A 17,699-nucleotide genomic window follows, 5' to 3' on the forward strand; every position below is an offset into this window, starting at 1 on the left:
GGCACAGCATGAACCAAGCTCAACAAGGCCAGCATGAAGCGGCCACTGGAGAGGTTGAAGACGTCCTGCAACCCATTCCGGAATCCGCCCGGACCACGAAACTCTCCGGCCAGTTCTGGATCTGGGCCGGCGCGAATGTGGCTCCCATCAACTGGATCCTCGGGGCCCTCGGCATTCACCTCGGGTTGGGCCTCGGCGACACCATCCTGGTGCTCATCGTCGGTAACCTCATCGGGATGGCGGGCTTCGGCTTCTTCGTCATCCTGGGGCAGCGGACCGGTGCCACCGGCATGCTGCTGGCCCGCGGCGCTTTCGGCCGCCGCGGCGCTTACCTACCGGCAGCCATTCAGGCCACCATCGCCATCGGCTGGTCAGCGGTAAACACCTGGGTCATCCTTGACCTGATTCTGGCCCTTTTCGGCATGATCGGCTGGGTTGACCCCGCTGAACGCAACATCGGCGTCCGCATCCTCGTCGCGGCGGTCATCATGAGCGTCCAGGTCGCAATCTGCTACCGCGGCTACCGCGCCATCTCGAAGTTTGAGCGGATCACCATGCCGCCCACGATCCTCGTCCTGGTCGGGATGTCGATCGTCGCCTGGACGCAGCTGGACATCAACTGGAGCTACGCCGGGCCCGAGGGGGCCATCCTCGAAGGGCTGCCACGACCGGCCGCCATGTCCTCGATCATGACCGTCATCGGCATCGGCTGGGGCATCGGCTGGTTTACCTACGCCCCGGACTACTCCCGCTTCGTCAGCCGCAAGGTCAAACCCGCCAAGTTGTTCACGGTCAGCGTCCTGGGCCAGTTCCTGCCCGTGGTCTGGCTGGGTATCCTGGGGGCCAGTCTCGCAACCAAGAACGGCCAGGCAGACCCAGGGCAGCTCATCGTCTCCAACTTCGGCGCCCTGGCCATTCCGGTCATCCTGCTCGTCATCCACGGGCCGATCGCCACGAACATCATCAACCTCTACACCTTCGGCGTCGCCTTCCAAGCCCTGGACGTCAAAATCTCCCGGCGCAAGCTCTCGATCATGGTCGGAATCCTGTCCATGTTTGCCGTGATCGGCTTTATGTTCGCCGAGGACTTCGCGATGATCCTCGACTCCTGGCTCGGCGCCATTGTCGCTTGGGTCGCGACCTGGGGCGGCATCATGGCCGTCCACTACTTCATCTTTGAACGGCACCACAAAGACTTCTCCTACCTCTTCCTCGACTCGAAGAAGACTGCTCTGAAGTCCGTCAACCCGGCAGCCTTCATCGCCTTCTTCGCCGGCATCCTCATGACCTGGATGTTCATGTACGGCGGGATCCCCGCCCTGCAGGGCCCAATCGCCACGGCAATGGGCGGCGTCGACTTCTCCTGGCTGGCCGGGACCGTCACGTCGTCGGTGATCTACTTCGCCCTCGGCTACGCCCGCTTCCGCCGGCGCATCCGGGCCGGCGTGCCCCTCGGCATCCGCCTCAACCTGCAGGAAGAAGCAGTCCTCGCCGAGCACGGCGACGCCTGCGAAGACAAGCACAGCATTCCGGAACCGGCCCCGCGGCCTCAACCGGCACAAGCCACCTCCTGAAAACCACCGCAACGTAAGGAAACCCCGCATGACCATCACGACTTCCGCCCCCGCTGCCAACGTCTCCGAGCTGGAGCGCCTCAAGGTTCTGAACAACGGCGAAAAAGTCAGCCTGACCTTCTCCGACACCGAGTTTGAGCGCCGTCTGGCCGGCCTGCGCAGCATCATGGCAGAGAAGGACCTCGACGCCGTCGTCCTTACCAGCTACCACTCCATCAAGTACTACTCGGACTTCCTCTTCACCTACTTCGGCCGCTCCTACGCCATGGTGGTCACCAAAGATGACACAGTGACCGTCACGGCCAACATCGACGCAGGCATGCCCTGGCGGCGCAGCTACGGCGACAACGTGGTTTACACCGACTGGCGCCGAGACAACTACATCTTCGCGATCCAGGAAGCACTGCGCACCCGCGGCATCAACCCCCGTCGGCTGGGGGTGGAGGACGATTCCCTCCCGCTGGACAACCGGAACAAGATCCAGGCGGCGTTCGGGTCGGCCACCCTGGTGGATGTGGCCCAGGCCGCCATGCGCCAGCGAATGATCAAGTCCGCCGAGGAAATTGAGGTCATCAAGCACGGCGCCCGGATCGGGGACCTGGGCGGCGAAGCCATCCGCAACGCCATCACCGCCGGCATCAGCGAGTACGAAGTTGCCCTCATCGGCACCGAAGCTATGGTCCACGAAATCGCCCGGACGTTCCCGAACTCGGAAATCCGCGACACCTGGGTCTGGTTCCAGTCCGGGATCAACACCGACGGCGCCCACAACTGGGCCACCACCCGCAAGATCCAGGAACACGACATCCTGTCGCTGAACTGCTTCCCCATGACCTCCGGCTACTACACGGCGCTGGAACGGACCCTGTTCTACGGCGAACCGGATGCCCGCTCGCTGGAACTGTGGAACATCAACGTAGAGGTCCACAAACGCGGGCTCGAGCTGATCAAGCCGGGCGCGGTCTGCAAGGACATCGCAGCCGAACTGAACGAGATCTACGTCGGCCACGGCCTGCTCGCCAACCGGACCTTCGGCTACGGACACTCCTTCGGCGTGCTCAGCCACTACTACGGCCGGGAAGCCGGACTCGAGCTCCGCGAGGACATCGACACCGTGCTGGAGCCGGGCATGGTGGTCTCGATGGAACCGATGATCACCGTCCTGGACGGCCAACCGGGTGCCGGCGGCTACCGCGAGCACGACATTCTCGTGGTCGGCGACGAGGGGGCCGAGAACATCACCAAGTTCCCGTTCGGTCCGGAGTACAACATCATCAGCGCCTGACAGCCAGACCGGAAGGGCGCGGCGCCACGGCCTCCGTGGCGCCGCGCCCTTCCGCAGCACATCCACTGCATCTGCAAAGGAGCACCACCAGCATGCACAAGTCAGTTTTCCTTGAAGACACGGACGCGTTCAGCTACCGCGAGGCCCTTGCCTCCGGAGAGTCCATCGTCCTGATCCCCGTCGGCTCGCTGGAACAGCATGGCCCGCACCTCCCGTTGGGAACGGACACCATCCTGTCCTCCCGCTTCGCCGAGGGTGTCGCGCGGCAGCTGGGGGCACTGGTGGCCCAACCCATTGCGTATGGCTACAAGTCCCAGCAGAAGTCCGGCGGCGGTAACCATCTTTCCGGCACCACCAGCCTGGACGGGACCACGCTGATCGGGGTAGTGCGCAATCTGGTGAAGTCCTTCCTGAACCAGGGCGTCCGCCATCTGGTCCTGATGAACGGCCACTTCGAGAACTACCAGTTCCTCTACGAGGGAATCGATCTCGCCCTCGAAGACCTCGGAATCAAGCCCGGCGCAGCGCAGAGCGTGCTGCTGCTGTCCTACTGGGACTTCGTCAGCCAGGACACCCTTGCGCAGGTCTACCCGGACGGCTTCCCGGGCTGGGACATCGAACACGGCGGTGTGCTGGAAACCTCGCTGATGCTCCATCTCGAGCCGGCCCGGGTGGCCATGGACCGCCTGGCGGACGGTCCCGCCGCGGTGCTGCCGCGCTTCGACCGGCTTCCGGTGGTGCCGGACCGCACCCCGGCCAGCGGCTGCCTCTCCTCCGCGGCCGGCTCCAGCGCCGACAAGGGCAGCCTGCTGTACAAGCAGGTGGTCGAAGACCTAGTCGCCGACATCGTCACCGAGTTGGTCCTGGAGCCCGCCCGGGCGGCCGTCCTGCAGTAGCAGGACAGCGGTTTCGGGACGTAATGCCCATGGTGGTGGTTGCCCAGCTGCGCCACCATGACGCTATGGACCCTGAAACACCGAAAGCAGCAGAACTGAGCCTTCCCCAGGCCTTCCTCCTTCTCGCGACCAACGATCAAGACGGAAAACCCGCCGTGCCGGTGTTCGCGCTGCGGACTGCCCTGGCCGGGGCCGTCCTCGCCGAACTTGAGCTGTGCGGTGCCATCGAGCTGCAGGGAAAGCGCGTCAGGGTCACGGACTCGCCGGCGTCGACGAGCGTCGAGCATGAGCTGGAGCTCATTCGAGGCAAGTCCCGGCCCCACAGCCCGAAACGGTGGGTGTCCATGCTCGAGGGCAAGGCCGAAGTGCAGCGCGTCTACGACGGCATGGTCGCCCGAGGCCTCGTGGAGCAGATCGGCGAAAAGCACCTCGGTGTTTTCAGGTCCATCCGGTACCCGGAGAAGGACCACGGCCCGGAAGCTGCCCTCCTGCAGAAGATCGGAGCTGCGCTCAGTACTGTGCTGCCAGCTTCCGCGGAACCGGCACCCGGGGGCTCCGACGTTCCGAGCCCTGATGTCCCGGCGGCCCCAGGTGCGGCGCCGGCTGCAGCTGAGGCGCCGGACGCCAGGACCACGGCCCTGATCGCGCTGCTGCAGGCAGCCGGGCTGCTCGGCAAGCTGTTCCCGGCGGTGGACAAAGTCCGCGCCGACGAGCTGGCTAAGGACTACTGGCCCGCCCGCGCGGTGGAAGATGAACTCCGGCTGATCAGGCTCGCGAAGGAAGAAGCTCCGGCCGTGTAATCCTCACTGCCGGGAGCCGGAGGGGCTCCGAAGGTGCGCCGCGCGCGGCGTCCGGAAACCCGGCAGCGTTCATTATGTTGACGATGCGTTCAACCTAAAGGACCATCGTCGTATGGAGAATCATCTTGCCGGCCCGGCTTTCCCCGGCGTGGAGGGACAAGCCGAGCGTGCGATGACCGCCGTCGGAGCGTTGGTGCTGCAGTTGCGCAGGGAGGCTGGGTACAGTATCGGCAGCCTCGCCGCGGCGGCCGGTCTCAGCCCGGGCCTGCTCAGCCAGATCGAGCGCGGCCAGGGTAACCCGTCGCTGACAACGCTGATTAAGCTTTCCCAGGCGCTGAAGGTGCCGGTCGGACGTTTTTTTGACACCAAAGACAAGGGTGGCGCCCTGGTCCGGCGGAACGAGAGGCGGCGGCTCGAAGTCGCCGAAGACAACCTGATCTACGAACTCCTCACGCCCCACATGAACGGGCACCTCGGCATGCTGCGGGCACAGATCGCTGCAGGCTGGGACAACCGGAACGCTCCTTTCGTGCACCCCGGCGAGGAGTGCGTCACCATCGTGCAGGGCAGGCTACACGTGTGTGTCGACGGCGTCGGATACGACCTCGACGAGGGTGACTCACTCACTTACGACTCGTCCCTGCCGCACTGGTACCGCAACCCGACGTCGGAAGACGCCGTGCTCATCGGGGCGATGACGCCGCCGTCCTTCTGACCGAAGCGGCGTGGCGGTCTGTTCAATAAAATGAACAAATCTGACCCAAAGTGTTGACACTGGGAATGAGCGACCCAAATACTGGATGGAGTGCGCGGCCGCTCGGCTAGCGCTTTCGCCGCCGGCATTCTTGGCCGGCCCCGTCAACACTCCCAGGGGGAACCCGCCTATGATGCCCGCAACTGCGCCGGCTGCCGCTCTAATCGCTACGGAACCCAGCGCCGCCGCGCTGGAATGGTCCAAGAAGCTCGTCTCCTTCGACACGACCAGCCGCAATTCCAACGTCGCGCTGATCCGCTGCATGGCGGACGAGCTCACCGCCCACGGCATCGCCCCGCTCATCGTCCCTAGCCCGGACGGCAACAAAGCCAACCTTTTCGCCACTATCCCGGCCCACGATGGGACAGTCACCGGCGGCATCATGCTCGCCGGCCACACCGACGTCGTCCCGGTGGACGGGCAGGCCTGGGACAGCGAGCCGTTCACGCCGGAGACCCGGCAGGGGCGGCTCTACGGCCGCGGCACCACGGACATGAAGGCGTTCAGCGGTGCCATCCTGGGCTTTCTGCCGGAATTCCTGTCCCGGCCGCTGGCGGAGCCGCTGCACTTCGCCTGGACCTACGACGAAGAGGTCGGCTGCCACGGTGCCGTCGTCCTGCTGGCCGAACTGGAGGCGCGCGCGATTCACCCCCGCATTGGTTTCGTCGGTGAGCCGACCAGCATGCGGCCCGTCTCCGCACATAAGAGCAGCCAGCTCTTCCGCGTCACGGTCACCGGCATCGCCGCGCACTCCTCGATGACTTCCACCGGCGTGAACGCCATCGAATACGCAGCCAGGGCGATCGCCTTCATTCGCTCCGTCGCCGACGAACACCGGCTTGGGGGGCCCTTCGACGAGACCTTCGTGGTCCCCTACACCACGGCCAACGTCGGCGTCGTCAGCGGTGGCGCGGCGGTCAACACCGTGGCGGAAAAGTGCGAGTTCGAATTCGAGTTCCGGACCATTCCGGGTGATGACGCGGAGGCCGTGATTGCGCGGATCGAGGAGCACCTGGCGGGGCTGCGGAGTGAAATCCAGCAGGAAAACTCCTCCGCGGATGTCCGGATGGACGCCCTCGGCACAGTCCCCGGGCTCAACCCCGACGGTCCCCGCGAAGCACTCGAACTGGCGCAGCGCCTCACTAGAAACGCCGTCGAAGAATCGGTGGTTTATGCCACCGAGGCGGGCCTCTTCCAGCGGGCCGGCATCGACACAGTGGTGTGCGGCCCCGGCAGCATGGACCAGGGACACACCGCCAACGAATACATCGAACTGAGTCAGATCGCTGCCTGTGAGACTTTCCTGCAGGCCCTCGCCGACCACCTTTCCACAACCGAACGGACCGAACAGCCATGAGCCACCAAGCCACTACCGGTGTGGAAACACAGGACGGGATCCTGGACACCCGACCGCCCGCCGTCGTCGCCCTCGAGCGAAGCAACGCCCGCAAGGCCGTCGTCGCTGCCTCCATCGGCAACGGACTCGAGTGGTTCGACCTGATCGTGTACGGCACGTTCGCCGTCACCATATCCAAGCTGTTCTTCCCCACTGACAACGAGGCCGCATCGCTGCTGCTGACCTTCGCCTCGTTCGGCGTTTCCTTCATCATGCGGCCACTTGGCGGCATCCTGATCGGACGCTACGCGGACAAAGCCGGCCGCAAGGCGGGCATGCTCGTTTCGATCCTGGTGATGTTCGTGGGCACCCTGCTCATCGTGATCGCGCCGACGGCGGCCGCCATCGGCGTCGCTGCCAGCCTCCTGGTGCTGGTTGCCCGGCTGTTGCAGGGCTTCGCCACGGGCGGGGAGTTCGGCACCGCAACGGCGTACCTGATCGAGTACGCACCCACACGCAAGGCCTTCTACGGCAGCTGGCAGGTGGCCACCCAGGGTGGCGGCATCCTGCTCGCCGGCATCTTCGGGTTCGTCCTCAACAGCTACCTCAGCACCCAGTCCCTCGAGTCCTGGGGCTGGCGCCTGCCGTTTATCTTCGCGCTGGCCATCGGCCCGGTGGGCTGGTACATCCGCTCCAAGATGGAGGAAACTCCGGAGTTTCTGGCCACCGAACGGTCCGCGGCGCCGCTGAAGGAAACCTTCATCGGTAACGGCGGTCGGCTGTGGGCGATCGTCGGCGTCGTTTCACTGGGGTCCGTCGGCGTCTACATCGCCCTTTTCATGCCCACCTACGCCATCGTGAACCTCGGGATGCCGAAAACCGTCGCGTTCCTCTCCACTCTGATTTTCGGTGTGGTGATGAGCCTCGGCTCCCCGTTTATCGGTATGCTCGCCGACAAGGTGGGGCCGGCCCGGATCATGACCTGGGCTGCTCTTGGCACCATCGTTGCGGGCATTCCGGCGTTTCTGGTCCTCATTGCGGCGCCGGAACTGCCGACCATGATCGTCGTCGAACTCGTCCTGTCGGTGCTGGCCACGGCCTACTTCGCGCCGCTGCCGGCCATCATGTCCTCGATGTTCCCGGCCCGTATCCGTTCCACCGGGCTCTCGCTGGGCTACAACATCGGCGTCACCGTCTTTGGCGGGTTTGCTCCCTTCATCCTCACCTGGCTGATCGGCAGCACCGGATCCCTGCTGGTGCCGGGCTACTACCTCGTCGCCATCGCGGTCATCGCCACGGTAAGCCTGACCATCTCCCGCAAGGTCTACCGCCAGGCATAGGAAGTCCGGCGGCCGGCGCACCCTGGTCAGGGCGCCGGCCGCCGGCCCGCTGACGGGAACGGGACAGCCTGCTCTTGCCCGGCACTGAGCCCGGTGCCACCATGGCTCATGGCCACTGAGGATGACGTCCGACGCACTGCCCTGGCCCTGCCGGGAGTTGTTGAACGGCGCAGCTGGGGCCAGCCGGCCTGGTTTGCCGCCACGCTCCTGGCGCGGATCTGGGAGGAAGGCGTACTGACGGTCAAGACAGAGGAACGCGACGCGCTCGCTGCTACGGATCCGGATACCTTCTTCTGGACCCTGCACCACGAGCGGTCACCGCAGCTGCTGTTGGTGCGGCTGGACCGGATAGACGACGACGAGCTGGGTGAACTCCTGGCGGAATCCCACCGTTTGGCCGGCGGCCGTCAGGCCTGATCCGGCACCAGGGGGCGAAGGGCGTTGGTAAGGGCGCCAAGTGCAGAACGCATAGGCTTGGGCCATGGAAACTGTCACCGAACCAACAAAGTCGAAACTGAAGCAGGCCATAACCGGCCCGCTGCTCTACCTTTTTATTCTCGGTGACGTCCTGGGCGCGGGGATCTACGCCCTGGTGGGCAAAGTCGCCGGCGAGGTCGGCGGCGCAATTTGGATTCCGTTGGCGCTGGCCTTGATTCTGGCGCTGCTGACGGCCACTTCCTACGCGGAGCTCGTAACGAAGTACCCCAAAGCCGGGGGAGCCGCCGTCTTCGCTGAACGCGCTTTCAAAGTGCCCCTCATCTCGTTCCTCGTCGGCTTCTGCATGCTGGCCGCGGGCGTCACCAGCGCGGCAGGATTGAGTCTGGCATTCGCAGGGGACTACCTCAAGCCCTTCCTCGATGTCCCCGCGACCGCGGCGGCACTGGTATTTCTGTTCCTGATCGGCCTGCTCAACGCGCGGGGCGTCAAGGAGTCGGTGCGAGCAAACGTCATCATGACCGTCATCGAGGTGTCCGGGCTGGTGCTGGTCATCGTGCTGGTGGGCCTGATGTTCGGGCGCGGCGACGGCGACGCGTCCCGTGTGGTGGCCTTCAATCCCGAGGTCTCTCCGGCGGCCGGAGTCCTGGCTGCCGCCCTGCTGGCGTACTACTCGTTCGTCGGTTTCGAGACGTCGGCCAACGTGGCGGAAGAGGTCCGGGACGTCCACCGCGTGTACCCGAAGGCGCTTTTTGGAGCGTTGCTGACCGCCGGCGGCATCTACGTCCTGATCGGCCTGGCCTCGTCGATCGCACTGCCGGCGGATGAGCTCAACCAGTCCTCCGGACCGTTGCTGCAGGTGGTGCAGGCGACCGGTTTCGGAGTGCCGGACTGGCTCTTCGGCCTGGTTGCACTGATCGCTGTCGCCAACGGCGCGCTCCTGACCATGATCATGGCGAGCCGCCTGGCCTTTGGAATGGCGGAACAGTCACTGCTGCCGGCCGTCCTGGGGCGTGTGCTCCCGAACCGCCGCACTCCTTGGGTCGCCATTGCCGTCACAACCGTTGCCGCCATGTTGCTGACCGCCACCGGGGACCTGGAATCACTGGCGGAGACGGTCGTGCTGTTGCTCCTGTTCGTCTTCATCAGTACAAACACGGCGGTTTTGGTGCTTCGGAGGGACAAGGTAGAGCACAAGCACTTCCGGGCGCCCACGGTCGTCCCGTACCTGGCATTGGCTTCGTGTGCGGTGCTGCTGTTGCAACAGGATGCAGGCATCTGGTGGCGGGCGGCCGTGCTCTTGCTTGTCGGCCTGGTGTTTTTCTTCGCTGCCAAGTGGGTCGCATCCAAGGCCCGCACCAAGCACTAGACGCTCCAGGCCGGGAGGGGGCCGGGCCAGTCAGCCCGCGTCAATGGTGTCTACGGCTTCACGCATCCGTAGCAGAAAGCCCACCACGGCGCGTGCGTCCTCGGGGGTGAGGGAGTTGGCAATTTCGAGCATCCGCTGGTGCATCCGGCCCAGGGTGTGGCGTACTTCCTCGTCCGCCCCGGGCGTGGGCCGGAGGATGATGGCGCGCCGGTCGGAGGGGTGCGGTTCGCGGGTGATGTAGCCGCTGGCCACCATCCGGTCGACGAGGGCAGTCATCGACGCAGATGTCATGCCCAGGCGGGTGGCCAGTTCTTTGGGCCGGACCTGTACTCCGGCCGTCTCCGCTTCCAGCAGGTAGCGCAGCGCCAGCAGGTCCGTCTCGCCCATCGCCATGGAGTCGCGGGTGCGGCGCCGCATCGCCGTCTCCGACGCCCGGTAGTCCCGCAGCGCATTTAGGACGTCGACGCCGGAGGGCTGGCCGTCCCGTCGGGCCGGGTACCAGTAGCCTTCGCTCTCACCGGAGGGATGCACGCGATTTCCTTAGATAACCTAGCTGTACGTTCGTCTAAGCAATAAAGGGTAGCGCAGTCCTCGGGCCAAAGCCGCCGTCGGACTATTTCGGTGCCGCGACCGAACCCCTGCGGATCAGTTCCGCCCTGAATTCCGGAACTACGGCGGACGGCTGTCGGCCCTCAATCTGCCGGATCAGGGCGGAAGCGGCCGCAGCGCCCATGTCGTAAACCGGCTGTGCGATGACCGTGAGCGGCGGCGTCGTCAACCGGGTCCAGGCAAAGTCGTCGTACATCAGGAAGGAAACTTCCTCCGGAATCGACAGGCCAAGCTCCTGGATGGCTTCGACCACACTGAGACCGATCAGGCCGTCGGAAGCGATAATCGCCGTCGCCGGATCAGGGCGCTGCAGCAGTTCCCGGGTGATCTTTCTGATCGACTCGGCACTGCCTGCGTTCAGTCGGACCAGGTCGTCCGGCGGTTGCAGGCCCGCCTCGGCGAACGCCCGTCTGAACCCGTCGCGCCGGTCCGAAATCTGGGACGACTCCAGTGCCATGCCATCGTGGTACGGCTCGTTCGTCCGCAGCGTGGAGATGAAGGCGATCCGGCGATGGCCGGCGTCGATCAGGTAGCTCGTTGACTGGTAGGAGATGTTCTCCATGTCTACGGCAATGGTGTCCACGTCGAGCCCCGGCGCTTTGCGGTCCAGCAGCACCAGGGGCCGGGCGGATTCGTGGACCCGCCGCAGGTGCTGGGTGTCCACGGAGGACGCCGGCGCCACGATCAAGCCGTCCACTCGCTTGTCCAGCAGGACCCCGACGGCGTCGACCTCCGCGGCCGTATCCTCATCCGTGTTGACCAGAATGACGTTGTAGCCGCTGCGCTTCGCGGTGTCCGAAATGCCTCGGGTCGCCAGGCCGAAGTGGGGATTTTCGATATCACCGACCACAACCCCGATCGTATGGGACTTACCCGTGTTCATGCTGCGGGCCAGTTCATTAGGGCGGTAGTCCAGCTCTTCGGCGGCGGCCAATACCCGCTCCCGGACGTCATCGCTGACTGCACCATAGTTGCCCAGAGCCCGCGCGGCCTGGGCCTTCGAAACCTGAGCGGCCCGCGCGACGTCGGCGACGGTGACATCTCGGCGGCGGGAAGGATCACTTTTCATTACGGCCTTTCGTAGCGAACCCTTGACGCCGTCTGTGGCTTAGATTACATTTCTAGCAATCGATGTGAGTCCGGTCTCAATCGTATGGATTGAGACCGGACTCAGCAAGACCCCCATTGACGCATCCTCCCGCCGGGCGCGGACCGCGCCTCACTCCCATGATTGGAAAATGCTGTGAACACAGGAAAGAAACTGCGCCCCGCGGCGCTCATGGCCGCCGCCGTCGCCGCGGTTCTCGCGCTGTCCGGCTGCGGCGGGGCCTCCACCGCCTCGTCGTCGCCCGCGGACAACCCGTACGGCCTGATCCAGGCCGGCACCATCCGTGTCGCAAGCCTGGGCGATTCCAAGCCCTATACTTTCACCGACGCGCAGGGTAGTTTCACTGGCTTCGACGTCGAGCTCTTCAAGGACGTGGCCCACCGCGCCGGTGTCGACAACGTGGTTTTCACCGGCCAGGACTTCTCCGGGCTGCTTTCCGCCGTTGCCAACGGCCAGTTCGACGCCGGCGTCGCCGCCATCGGCATCACGGACAAGCGCAAGCAGACGGTTGACTTCTCCGACGGCTACCTCGCCGGCTACCTGACGGTCATCACGAAGCCGACGTCCGGCATCAGCGGGGCCGACGGCCTCGGCGGAAAGCGCCTCGGGGTTGTGCAGGGGACGCTGCAGGAAGCCTACGCCGTGAAGAACTTCACCTCCGCCAGCCTGGTGCGCTTCCCGGACAACAACACCGCAATCTCCGCCGTAAACAGCGGTTCCGTCGATGCCCACTTCCTGGACTACGAGGCGGCCAAGGCGTACGAGAGCCAGTACGGGCTCGTCAGCGCCGCGGACATCCCCTCCTTTGACGCCCCCGCCGGGTTCGCCGTGGCGAAGGGCAAGACTGCCTTCAAGGACGCACTGAACAAGGGACTGGCCGCCGCGATGGAAGACGGCACCTGGAAAAAGCTGTACCAGAAGTGGTTCCCGGGCTCCCCGATGCCCAAGCAGTACCTGCCGAAGGCCGAGCAGGCGGCAAGCCCGTCGCCCACCCCCACCTCAAGCAAATAAGCCGCCGTACCGCCAGGCGAACACCTCCAACAGCTAGCCCCGCGGCAACAAATCAGGCGGGCCGCCCTACGCGGCCCGCCTAGGATCCACAAGCAACCTACGTCTGAGAGCAACCATGGACTGGTTAAGCACCATCGCCCGTACCTTCTTCGACTTCGCCGCAATGGCTGAAGTCCTGCCCCAGCTATTGGGAGTCGGTCTCCTCAACACCCTCATAATCTCCCTCGCCGCAACTGTCATCGGGGTTGTCCTCGGCATGGTCATCGCCGTCATGGGCATCTCTCCCTCCCGGTGGCTGCGCGTCCCCGCCCGGATCTACACGGACCTCTTCCGCGGACTCCCGGCAATCCTCACTATCCTGCTGATTGGCCAGGGATTCGCGCGCTTCAGCCAGTCGATCTTCGGCCCCTCGCCCTACCCGCTGGGAATCATTGCCCTGAGCCTGATAGCCAGCGCCTACATTGGAGAGATCTTCCGCGCCGGCATCCAGAGCGTTGACAAAGGCCAGGGCGAAGCCTGCCGGGCGCTGGGCATGAGTTACGCCAAGTCCATGGCCTTGGTGGTCGTGCCGCAGGGCGTCCGCCGGGTCCTGCCGGCGCTGGTCAACCAGTTCATCGCGATCGTGAAGGACTCCTCGCTGGTCTACTTCCTCGGCCTCCTGGTATCCGAACGGGAACTCTTCCGCGTTGGCCAGGACGCCGCCGTCCTCTCCGGCAACCTCTCACCGCTGGTGATGGCCGGGGTCTTCTACTTGGTGATCACCGTGCCCCTGACCCACCTCGTCAACTACTTCGACAACCGGTTCCGTACCGGCCGCCGCCGTCCCGCCGCCCCCAGCAGCGGTCTCAAAGAAGTCAACGAACTCGCCGCGGCCTCACCGCTGACCACCGGGAGCAACACATGAGCCTCGCCAGCAACACCGCCAAGAACACCGCACCGGACATCGAGACCTTCCACGGCTCCAGCCTGGAACTGAAAAACCTCACCATGGCCTACGGCGACATCGAGGTGCTGCGCAATGTCAGCCTCAGCGTCGCGCCGGGAACCACCACCTGTATCATCGGGCCCTCCGGCTCCGGCAAATCCACCCTGCTGCGCGGAGTCAACCGACTGCACGAGCCCAAGAGCGGGGACGTGCTCCTGGCAGGCGAAAGCGCCCTGCACGTCAAACCTGACCTTTTGCGGGCCCGCATTGGCATGGTGTTCCAGCACTTCAATCTCTTCCCGGACCATACCGCCCTGGAGAACGTCGCACTGGCCCTTTGGAGCGTCAAGGGAATGCCCAAGGCCGAGGCCCGAGAACGCGCCCGCCGCCGCCTCGCCGAGGTCGGCCTGGCCGAACGCGCCGACCACCGGCCCCGGGACCTCTCCGGCGGCCAGCAGCAGCGCGTCGCGATCGCCCGGGCCCTGGCTATGGAACCTGAGGTCATGCTCTTCGACGAGGCCACCAGCGCCCTGGACCCGGAACTGGTCAAGGGCGTGTTGAACCTGATGGCCGGCTTGGGCCGCCGTGGGATGACCATGCTGGTGGTCACGCATGAAATGGGCTTCGCCCGGAAGGTCGCGGACCAGGTGGTCTTCATGGACGAAGGCGAAGTCGTCGAATCCGGCACCCCCGCCCAGCTCTTCGACAACCCCCAAAGCGAACGGCTTCAGCGGTTCCTCTCCGAGGTGCTCTGAATGGAGACGTTGAAGGAAAGCACCGCGGGCTCGCCCATCCGCACCGCCGTCGTCGGCTTCGGCGTCTCGGGCAAGGTCTTCCACGCACCGCTGATCGCAGCCCACCCGCGCTACTCACTGGATGTCATCGTTACCTCCCAGCCGGACCGGGCCGCGGAAGCGGCGCGACTCTACCCCGACGCCAAGGTTCTCGCGTCGCCGGAGGCGCTGTTCGCCCTCGCTGCGGACCTCGACCTTGTCGTCCTCGGCACGCCTCCGCAGACCCACTTTGATCTCGCCGCAACTGCGATCTCCCGGGGCCTGTCGGTCGTGGTGGACAAGCCCTTCGTCCCGACCTCGGCCAAGGGAGAGGGCCTGATCTCCATGGCGACTGACGCCGGCGTGCAGCTTACGGTGTTCCAGAACCGGCGCTGGGACGCGGACTTCCTAACGCTTCAAGAGTTGCTCCGTGGCGGTGCGCTCGGTGACGTCCGCAGCTTTGAGTCGCGCTTTGAATGGTGGCGGCCGGAAGGGTTCGGGAACTGGCGTGATACGGCTGCAGTGTCCGACGGCGGCGGCATCCTCAACGACCTCGGCGCCCATCTGATCGACCAGGCCATCCAGCTGTTCGGCCCGGTGGCCGAGAGCTACGGGGAGACCGCCAACCACGGTCACCCCGACGGCGGTGACACCGAAGCTTTCGTTAGCCTGCGCCACGAGTCCGGTGTCCGTTCACGGCTGTGGATGAACGGGATGGCGGCCCAGACCGGTCCGCGCTTCCACGTCCTCGGGTCCGAGGCTGGCTACACCAAGCGCGGCCTCGACAGCCAGGAACGCACCTTGGCCCACGGGGTGCTGCCCTCGGATTCCGCCTACGGTGTCGAGCCCGAGGACTCTTGGGGGGTCCTCGGCGTCGACGCAGCCGCCGTGCCCGTCCCGGCCAGGAGGGGCGCTTATCCCGAGTTCTATAGCCGGCTGGCAGCGGCGCTTGATGGTAACGGCCCGCTGCCGGTTGACCCCCGCGAATCCCTTGAGGTGCTCAAAGTCATCGAGAGCATCCGCGCCTTCGCCTAGCATCCCCGCGCGGCCCTCCAGGTCCCGCGCACCCTGAAGCCAACCCTTAAGAAAGGCCACACCCATGTCCTCCACCAAACGCGTCGCCGTCATCGGCGGCGGCATCCTCGGCGTCTCCACCGCTGTCCATCTGCTGCGCGAAGGGGCCTCCGTGGTCCTTTTGAGCGAACAAGGCCTGGCCAGCGGGGCCTCCGGCCGCTCCTTGTCCTGGCTGAACTCCGCCGGTGAGCGATCCACCCCGTACCACCAGCTCCGCGTCGCCGGCGTGGACCGCTACCGCACGCTCTTCGCCGCGGACCCGGACCGGGACTGGCTGCAGTTCGGCGGCGGCGTGATGTGGCACGCCGCTGGCCAGCGGTCCGCGACGCAGGCCCGCCACGACTACGAGACTTCCATTGGGTACAACTCCAAGCTCGTCGAGCCAGACCAGATTGCCGCGGTGGCTCCCGGAATCGACGCGGCGGCCGTGCCGGAGGCCGCGATCTTCAACCCCGGCGAGGGCTGGGTCAGCCTGCCCGAGCTGGTGGACTTCCTGATGGAGGAGTTCCACGCCCTGGGCGGGGAACTCGTCCTCAACGCCGGCAAGGTCTCGGTCACGGTCGACGGCGGCCGGGCCACCGGTGTCGAGACGGCCGCCGGCGGGACTTACGCGGCGGACGCGGTGCTGGTGGCGTGCGGCGCCGCGACCCCCTCCGTTGTTGCGCCGCTAGGCGTCGAGATCCCCAACGGGTCGCCGGTGTCCATGCTGGTGCTGACCAAAACCGTGGAACACGGGCTCAGGGCCGTGCTGAACACACCCCGGGCCGCGGTCCGGCCGAACCCGGGCAACACCCTGGCCCTGGACCATGACTGGTACGAAGAGCACATCACCGAACACGCCGACGGCACCTTCAGCATCCCGGACGAGGTGGTCCAGGAACTCGCGGACGAAGCCTCCAAGCTGATCGCCGGCAACCCCGAGCTCAAGCCGGCCTCCTGGAAGATCGGGTACAAGCCCATCCCGGGCGACGGCGAGCCCGTCCTCGGCGAACTCGGCCAGGTGCCCGGCTGCTTCGTGGCCTTTACCCACTCCGGCGCCACGCTGGGCCTGATTGCCGGCGAACTGCTCGCGGGCGAGATCGTGACCGGCAAGAAGCACCCGATGCTTGCCACCTTCCGGCCGGGGCGCTTCTCCTGACCTAGGCTCGGTGAGCAGCCCGGGCTGAGCCTGCAACGCTACGACGGCGGTGGAACAACCCGACGTCGTCGTAGTGCTTGTCGATGGTGCCGCCGCCGGGTCAGGCCAGACGCACTCCGGTGGCCCGGGCCAGATGATCCACCAGCTCGTCCTGGAACTGCTCGTCATACACCGCGGGTTGGGCTTTCGCCCGGCGCTGATGGTGCCAGTAGCCGCCGGAGGTGAGCGCCTCCGGGTCTTCACTCGTGGCGAGCCATACCTGCGTGAGATGTCCTAGGCGCAAGTCGTCGGGCGCACCCGGGCCGCCCATCTTCGTAGGCACCCAACCGGGGTCCACGGCGTTGCTGAGGACGTCCGGCCAGGCCCGGGCGACGTAGGCAGCGAGAGCGGTGACGTAGAGCTTGCTGTCCGAATAGGAGACGCTCGGGTCCCGGCCGCCCGAGGCGATGCCTGAGAAGGCGGCGTGGCCGCCACGGTGCATACCGCTGCTGAGATAAATCAGCCGGCGCGGGCGGGGGATCAGCGCGGTGAGGACGTAGGGGGCGAAGACGTTGACCTGCAGGATCTGCGGTCCGTGCAGCACGCCGGCGTTGTGCACCACCGAGTCCACTGCCCCGCCCGGGTTCACCTGTTCCGCGACGGCGCGCGTTTGCTCGAGGTCCGACAGGTCCCCGATCACTCCCGTCGCGCCGCGGTCAAGGAGGTCCTGCACCGCGGTGAGGCGCTCGGCGCTGCGTGCGTGTACAACGACGTCGTGGCCGTTCCGGAGCAAGGATTCCGCGGTGGCCCGGCCGAGTCCGTCAGTTGATCCCGTAATGAAAATGCGACCCATAGCTTCGAGTATCGGCCCTCCGGCCGCACTCCGGATACCACCCCGGACGCAAACGACGACGGCGGGAGCCTCCCGCCGTCGTCGTTGTGCGCTTGTTGAGGTGCTAGGCGGAGGCGGACTCCAGGTTGCCCGCGCCGTGGTTCAGGCTGAGCGTAAAGGTGTTGGGGCCGCTGGCGTGGACCGCGATGTTGGACTTTGCGGTGTTGTGGCGGACCGAGAGGTCGTGGACCAGGGCGTCCAGCTCGTGGTGCATGGTGGAGCGGTCCACGAGCTTGTGGGTGACAGTGTTGGCAGTTTCAAACGTCATTGTTCAGTGCTTCCATTTCTGAATCCGGATGTCCGGCTCCGCACCGATGCGGAGCCGCCGTAACCAACCGGGACACCCGAGACCGTGGCGGCTCTGCGAGCTCACCGGTTTGGCCTCATTGCGTCCACCAGGA

The 17,699-nt window shown here is 65.7% G+C and carries 18 protein-coding genes; 14 read left to right on the forward strand and 4 right to left on the reverse strand.

The annotated features are described in order from the left end of the window. Nucleotides 1-8: 8 nt before the first annotated feature. From QFZ61_RS05410 to QFZ61_RS05450, 9 genes are all read left to right on the forward strand, one after another. On the forward strand, nucleotides 9-1,574 hold the full coding sequence (locus QFZ61_RS05410) for a cytosine permease (protein ID WP_307034025.1): 1,566 nt from the start codon (nucleotides 9-11) through the stop codon (nucleotides 1,572-1,574). Between the two features lie 28 nt (nucleotides 1,575-1,602). Further along, nucleotides 1,603-2,859 carry an aminopeptidase P family protein gene (locus QFZ61_RS05415; RefSeq protein ID WP_307034027.1) on the forward strand — a complete coding sequence of 419 codons (1,257 nt, stop codon included), beginning with the start codon at nucleotides 1,603-1,605 and terminating at the stop codon, nucleotides 2,857-2,859. A 92-nt stretch (nucleotides 2,860-2,951) separates the two neighbouring features. Next, complete coding sequence (locus QFZ61_RS05420) at nucleotides 2,952-3,755, forward strand: creatininase (RefSeq protein WP_307034029.1); 804 nt, start codon at nucleotides 2,952-2,954, stop codon at nucleotides 3,753-3,755. A gap of 65 nt (nucleotides 3,756-3,820) precedes the next feature. After that, nucleotides 3,821-4,555: a GPP34 family phosphoprotein gene (locus QFZ61_RS05425; protein WP_307034031.1), complete on the forward strand. Its 735-nt coding sequence runs from the start codon at nucleotides 3,821-3,823 to the stop codon at nucleotides 4,553-4,555. 112 nt (nucleotides 4,556-4,667) lie between these two features. Next, entirely contained in the window at nucleotides 4,668-5,270 is a 603-nt protein-coding gene (locus QFZ61_RS05430) for a helix-turn-helix domain-containing protein (RefSeq protein WP_307034033.1), read from the forward strand. Between the two features lie 169 nt (nucleotides 5,271-5,439). Next, nucleotides 5,440-6,666: an acetylornithine deacetylase gene (gene argE, locus QFZ61_RS05435; protein ID WP_307034035.1), complete on the forward strand. Its 1,227-nt coding sequence runs from the start codon at nucleotides 5,440-5,442 to the stop codon at nucleotides 6,664-6,666. Continuing rightward, on the forward strand, nucleotides 6,663-7,985 hold the full coding sequence (locus QFZ61_RS05440) for an MFS transporter (RefSeq protein ID WP_307034037.1): 1,323 nt from the start codon (nucleotides 6,663-6,665) through the stop codon (nucleotides 7,983-7,985). Before argE ends, QFZ61_RS05440 begins: the two co-directional genes overlap by 4 nt. A gap of 108 nt (nucleotides 7,986-8,093) precedes the next feature. After that, the gene (locus QFZ61_RS05445; RefSeq protein WP_307034041.1) at nucleotides 8,094-8,402 is read left to right on the forward strand and encodes an MmcQ/YjbR family DNA-binding protein; all 309 of its coding nucleotides are present in this window, start codon (nucleotides 8,094-8,096) and stop codon (nucleotides 8,400-8,402) included. Between the two features lie 64 nt (nucleotides 8,403-8,466). After that, nucleotides 8,467-9,789 carry an APC family permease gene (locus tag QFZ61_RS05450; RefSeq protein WP_307034043.1) on the forward strand — a complete coding sequence of 441 codons (1,323 nt, stop codon included), beginning with the start codon at nucleotides 8,467-8,469 and terminating at the stop codon, nucleotides 9,787-9,789. A gap of 30 nt (nucleotides 9,790-9,819) precedes the next feature. Here the strand turns inward: QFZ61_RS05450 and QFZ61_RS05455 are convergent, their stop codons facing one another. After that, nucleotides 9,820-10,320, reverse strand: coding sequence for a MarR family winged helix-turn-helix transcriptional regulator (locus QFZ61_RS05455; protein WP_307034045.1), 501 nt, complete (start codon nucleotides 10,318-10,320; stop codon nucleotides 9,820-9,822). An 82-nt stretch (nucleotides 10,321-10,402) separates the two neighbouring features. Further along, nucleotides 10,403-11,467, reverse strand: a complete 1,065-nt coding sequence (locus tag QFZ61_RS05460) for a LacI family DNA-binding transcriptional regulator (protein WP_307034047.1) — start codon at nucleotides 11,465-11,467, stop codon at nucleotides 10,403-10,405. A gap of 210 nt (nucleotides 11,468-11,677) precedes the next feature. Here QFZ61_RS05460 and QFZ61_RS05465 point away from each other — a divergent pair, with 210 nt between their 5' ends. From QFZ61_RS05465 to QFZ61_RS05485, 5 genes are all read left to right on the forward strand, one after another. Next, a complete protein-coding gene (locus tag QFZ61_RS05465; protein ID WP_307038016.1) occupies nucleotides 11,678-12,517 on the forward strand; it encodes an ABC transporter substrate-binding protein in 840 nt (279 codons plus the stop codon). 115 nt (nucleotides 12,518-12,632) lie between these two features. Next, on the forward strand, nucleotides 12,633-13,421 hold the full coding sequence (locus tag QFZ61_RS05470; RefSeq protein ID WP_307034049.1) for an amino acid ABC transporter permease: 789 nt from the start codon (nucleotides 12,633-12,635) through the stop codon (nucleotides 13,419-13,421). Beyond that, on the forward strand, nucleotides 13,418-14,197 hold the full coding sequence (locus tag QFZ61_RS05475; protein ID WP_307034051.1) for an amino acid ABC transporter ATP-binding protein: 780 nt from the start codon (nucleotides 13,418-13,420) through the stop codon (nucleotides 14,195-14,197). The genes QFZ61_RS05470 and QFZ61_RS05475 overlap by 4 nt, the downstream gene beginning before the upstream one ends. Beyond that, entirely contained in the window at nucleotides 14,198-15,250 is a 1,053-nt protein-coding gene (locus QFZ61_RS05480; RefSeq protein ID WP_307034053.1) for a Gfo/Idh/MocA family oxidoreductase, read from the forward strand. A 64-nt stretch (nucleotides 15,251-15,314) separates the two neighbouring features. After that, complete coding sequence (locus QFZ61_RS05485; protein ID WP_307034055.1) at nucleotides 15,315-16,427, forward strand: FAD-binding oxidoreductase; 1,113 nt, start codon at nucleotides 15,315-15,317, stop codon at nucleotides 16,425-16,427. Between the two features lie 100 nt (nucleotides 16,428-16,527). On the opposite strand, the gene QFZ61_RS05490 is transcribed toward QFZ61_RS05485, so the two are convergent. Together QFZ61_RS05490 and QFZ61_RS05495 are read right to left on the reverse strand one after the other, a co-directional pair. Then, nucleotides 16,528-17,259, reverse strand: coding sequence for an SDR family NAD(P)-dependent oxidoreductase (locus QFZ61_RS05490; RefSeq protein WP_307034057.1), 732 nt, complete (start codon nucleotides 17,257-17,259; stop codon nucleotides 16,528-16,530). Between the two features lie 103 nt (nucleotides 17,260-17,362). After that, nucleotides 17,363-17,566 carry a hypothetical protein gene (locus tag QFZ61_RS05495; protein WP_307034058.1) on the reverse strand — a complete coding sequence of 68 codons (204 nt, stop codon included), beginning with the start codon at nucleotides 17,564-17,566 and terminating at the stop codon, nucleotides 17,363-17,365. Nucleotides 17,567-17,699: the final 133 nt, after the last annotated feature.

Source organism: Arthrobacter sp. B3I4, from assembly GCF_030816855.1.
Lineage (GTDB): Bacteria > Actinomycetota > Actinomycetes > Actinomycetales > Micrococcaceae > Arthrobacter.

What these genes read in the sequence shown, in the direction of transcription:
- QFZ61_RS05425 (WP_307034031.1), top strand. Translation starts at nt 3,821, where the DNA reads ATGGACCCTGAAACACCGAAAGCAGCAGAACTGAGCCTTCCCCAGGCC.
- QFZ61_RS05460 (WP_307034047.1), bottom strand. Translation starts at nt 11,467, where the DNA reads ATGAAAAGTGATCCTTCCCGCCGCCGAGATGTCACCGTCGCCGACGTC.
- QFZ61_RS05430 (WP_307034033.1), top strand. Translation starts at nt 4,668, where the DNA reads ATGGAGAATCATCTTGCCGGCCCGGCTTTCCCCGGCGTGGAGGGACAA.
- QFZ61_RS05410 (WP_307034025.1), top strand. Translation starts at nt 9, where the DNA reads ATGAACCAAGCTCAACAAGGCCAGCATGAAGCGGCCACTGGAGAGGTT.
- QFZ61_RS05490 (WP_307034057.1), bottom strand. Translation starts at nt 17,259, where the DNA reads ATGGGTCGCATTTTCATTACGGGATCAACTGACGGACTCGGCCGGGCC.
- QFZ61_RS05470 (WP_307034049.1), top strand. Translation starts at nt 12,633, where the DNA reads ATGGACTGGTTAAGCACCATCGCCCGTACCTTCTTCGACTTCGCCGCA.
- QFZ61_RS05465 (WP_307038016.1), top strand. Translation starts at nt 11,678, where the DNA reads ATGGCCGCCGCCGTCGCCGCGGTTCTCGCGCTGTCCGGCTGCGGCGGG.
- QFZ61_RS05420 (WP_307034029.1), top strand. Translation starts at nt 2,952, where the DNA reads ATGCACAAGTCAGTTTTCCTTGAAGACACGGACGCGTTCAGCTACCGC.
- QFZ61_RS05475 (WP_307034051.1), top strand. Translation starts at nt 13,418, where the DNA reads ATGAGCCTCGCCAGCAACACCGCCAAGAACACCGCACCGGACATCGAG.
- QFZ61_RS05445 (WP_307034041.1), top strand. Translation starts at nt 8,094, where the DNA reads ATGGCCACTGAGGATGACGTCCGACGCACTGCCCTGGCCCTGCCGGGA.
- QFZ61_RS05480 (WP_307034053.1), top strand. Translation starts at nt 14,198, where the DNA reads ATGGAGACGTTGAAGGAAAGCACCGCGGGCTCGCCCATCCGCACCGCC.
- QFZ61_RS05485 (WP_307034055.1), top strand. Translation starts at nt 15,315, where the DNA reads ATGTCCTCCACCAAACGCGTCGCCGTCATCGGCGGCGGCATCCTCGGC.
- argE (WP_307034035.1), top strand. Translation starts at nt 5,440, where the DNA reads ATGATGCCCGCAACTGCGCCGGCTGCCGCTCTAATCGCTACGGAACCC.
- QFZ61_RS05415 (WP_307034027.1), top strand. Translation starts at nt 1,603, where the DNA reads ATGACCATCACGACTTCCGCCCCCGCTGCCAACGTCTCCGAGCTGGAG.
- QFZ61_RS05495 (WP_307034058.1), bottom strand. Translation starts at nt 17,566, where the DNA reads ATGACGTTTGAAACTGCCAACACTGTCACCCACAAGCTCGTGGACCGC.
- QFZ61_RS05450 (WP_307034043.1), top strand. Translation starts at nt 8,467, where the DNA reads ATGGAAACTGTCACCGAACCAACAAAGTCGAAACTGAAGCAGGCCATA.
- QFZ61_RS05440 (WP_307034037.1), top strand. Translation starts at nt 6,663, where the DNA reads ATGAGCCACCAAGCCACTACCGGTGTGGAAACACAGGACGGGATCCTG.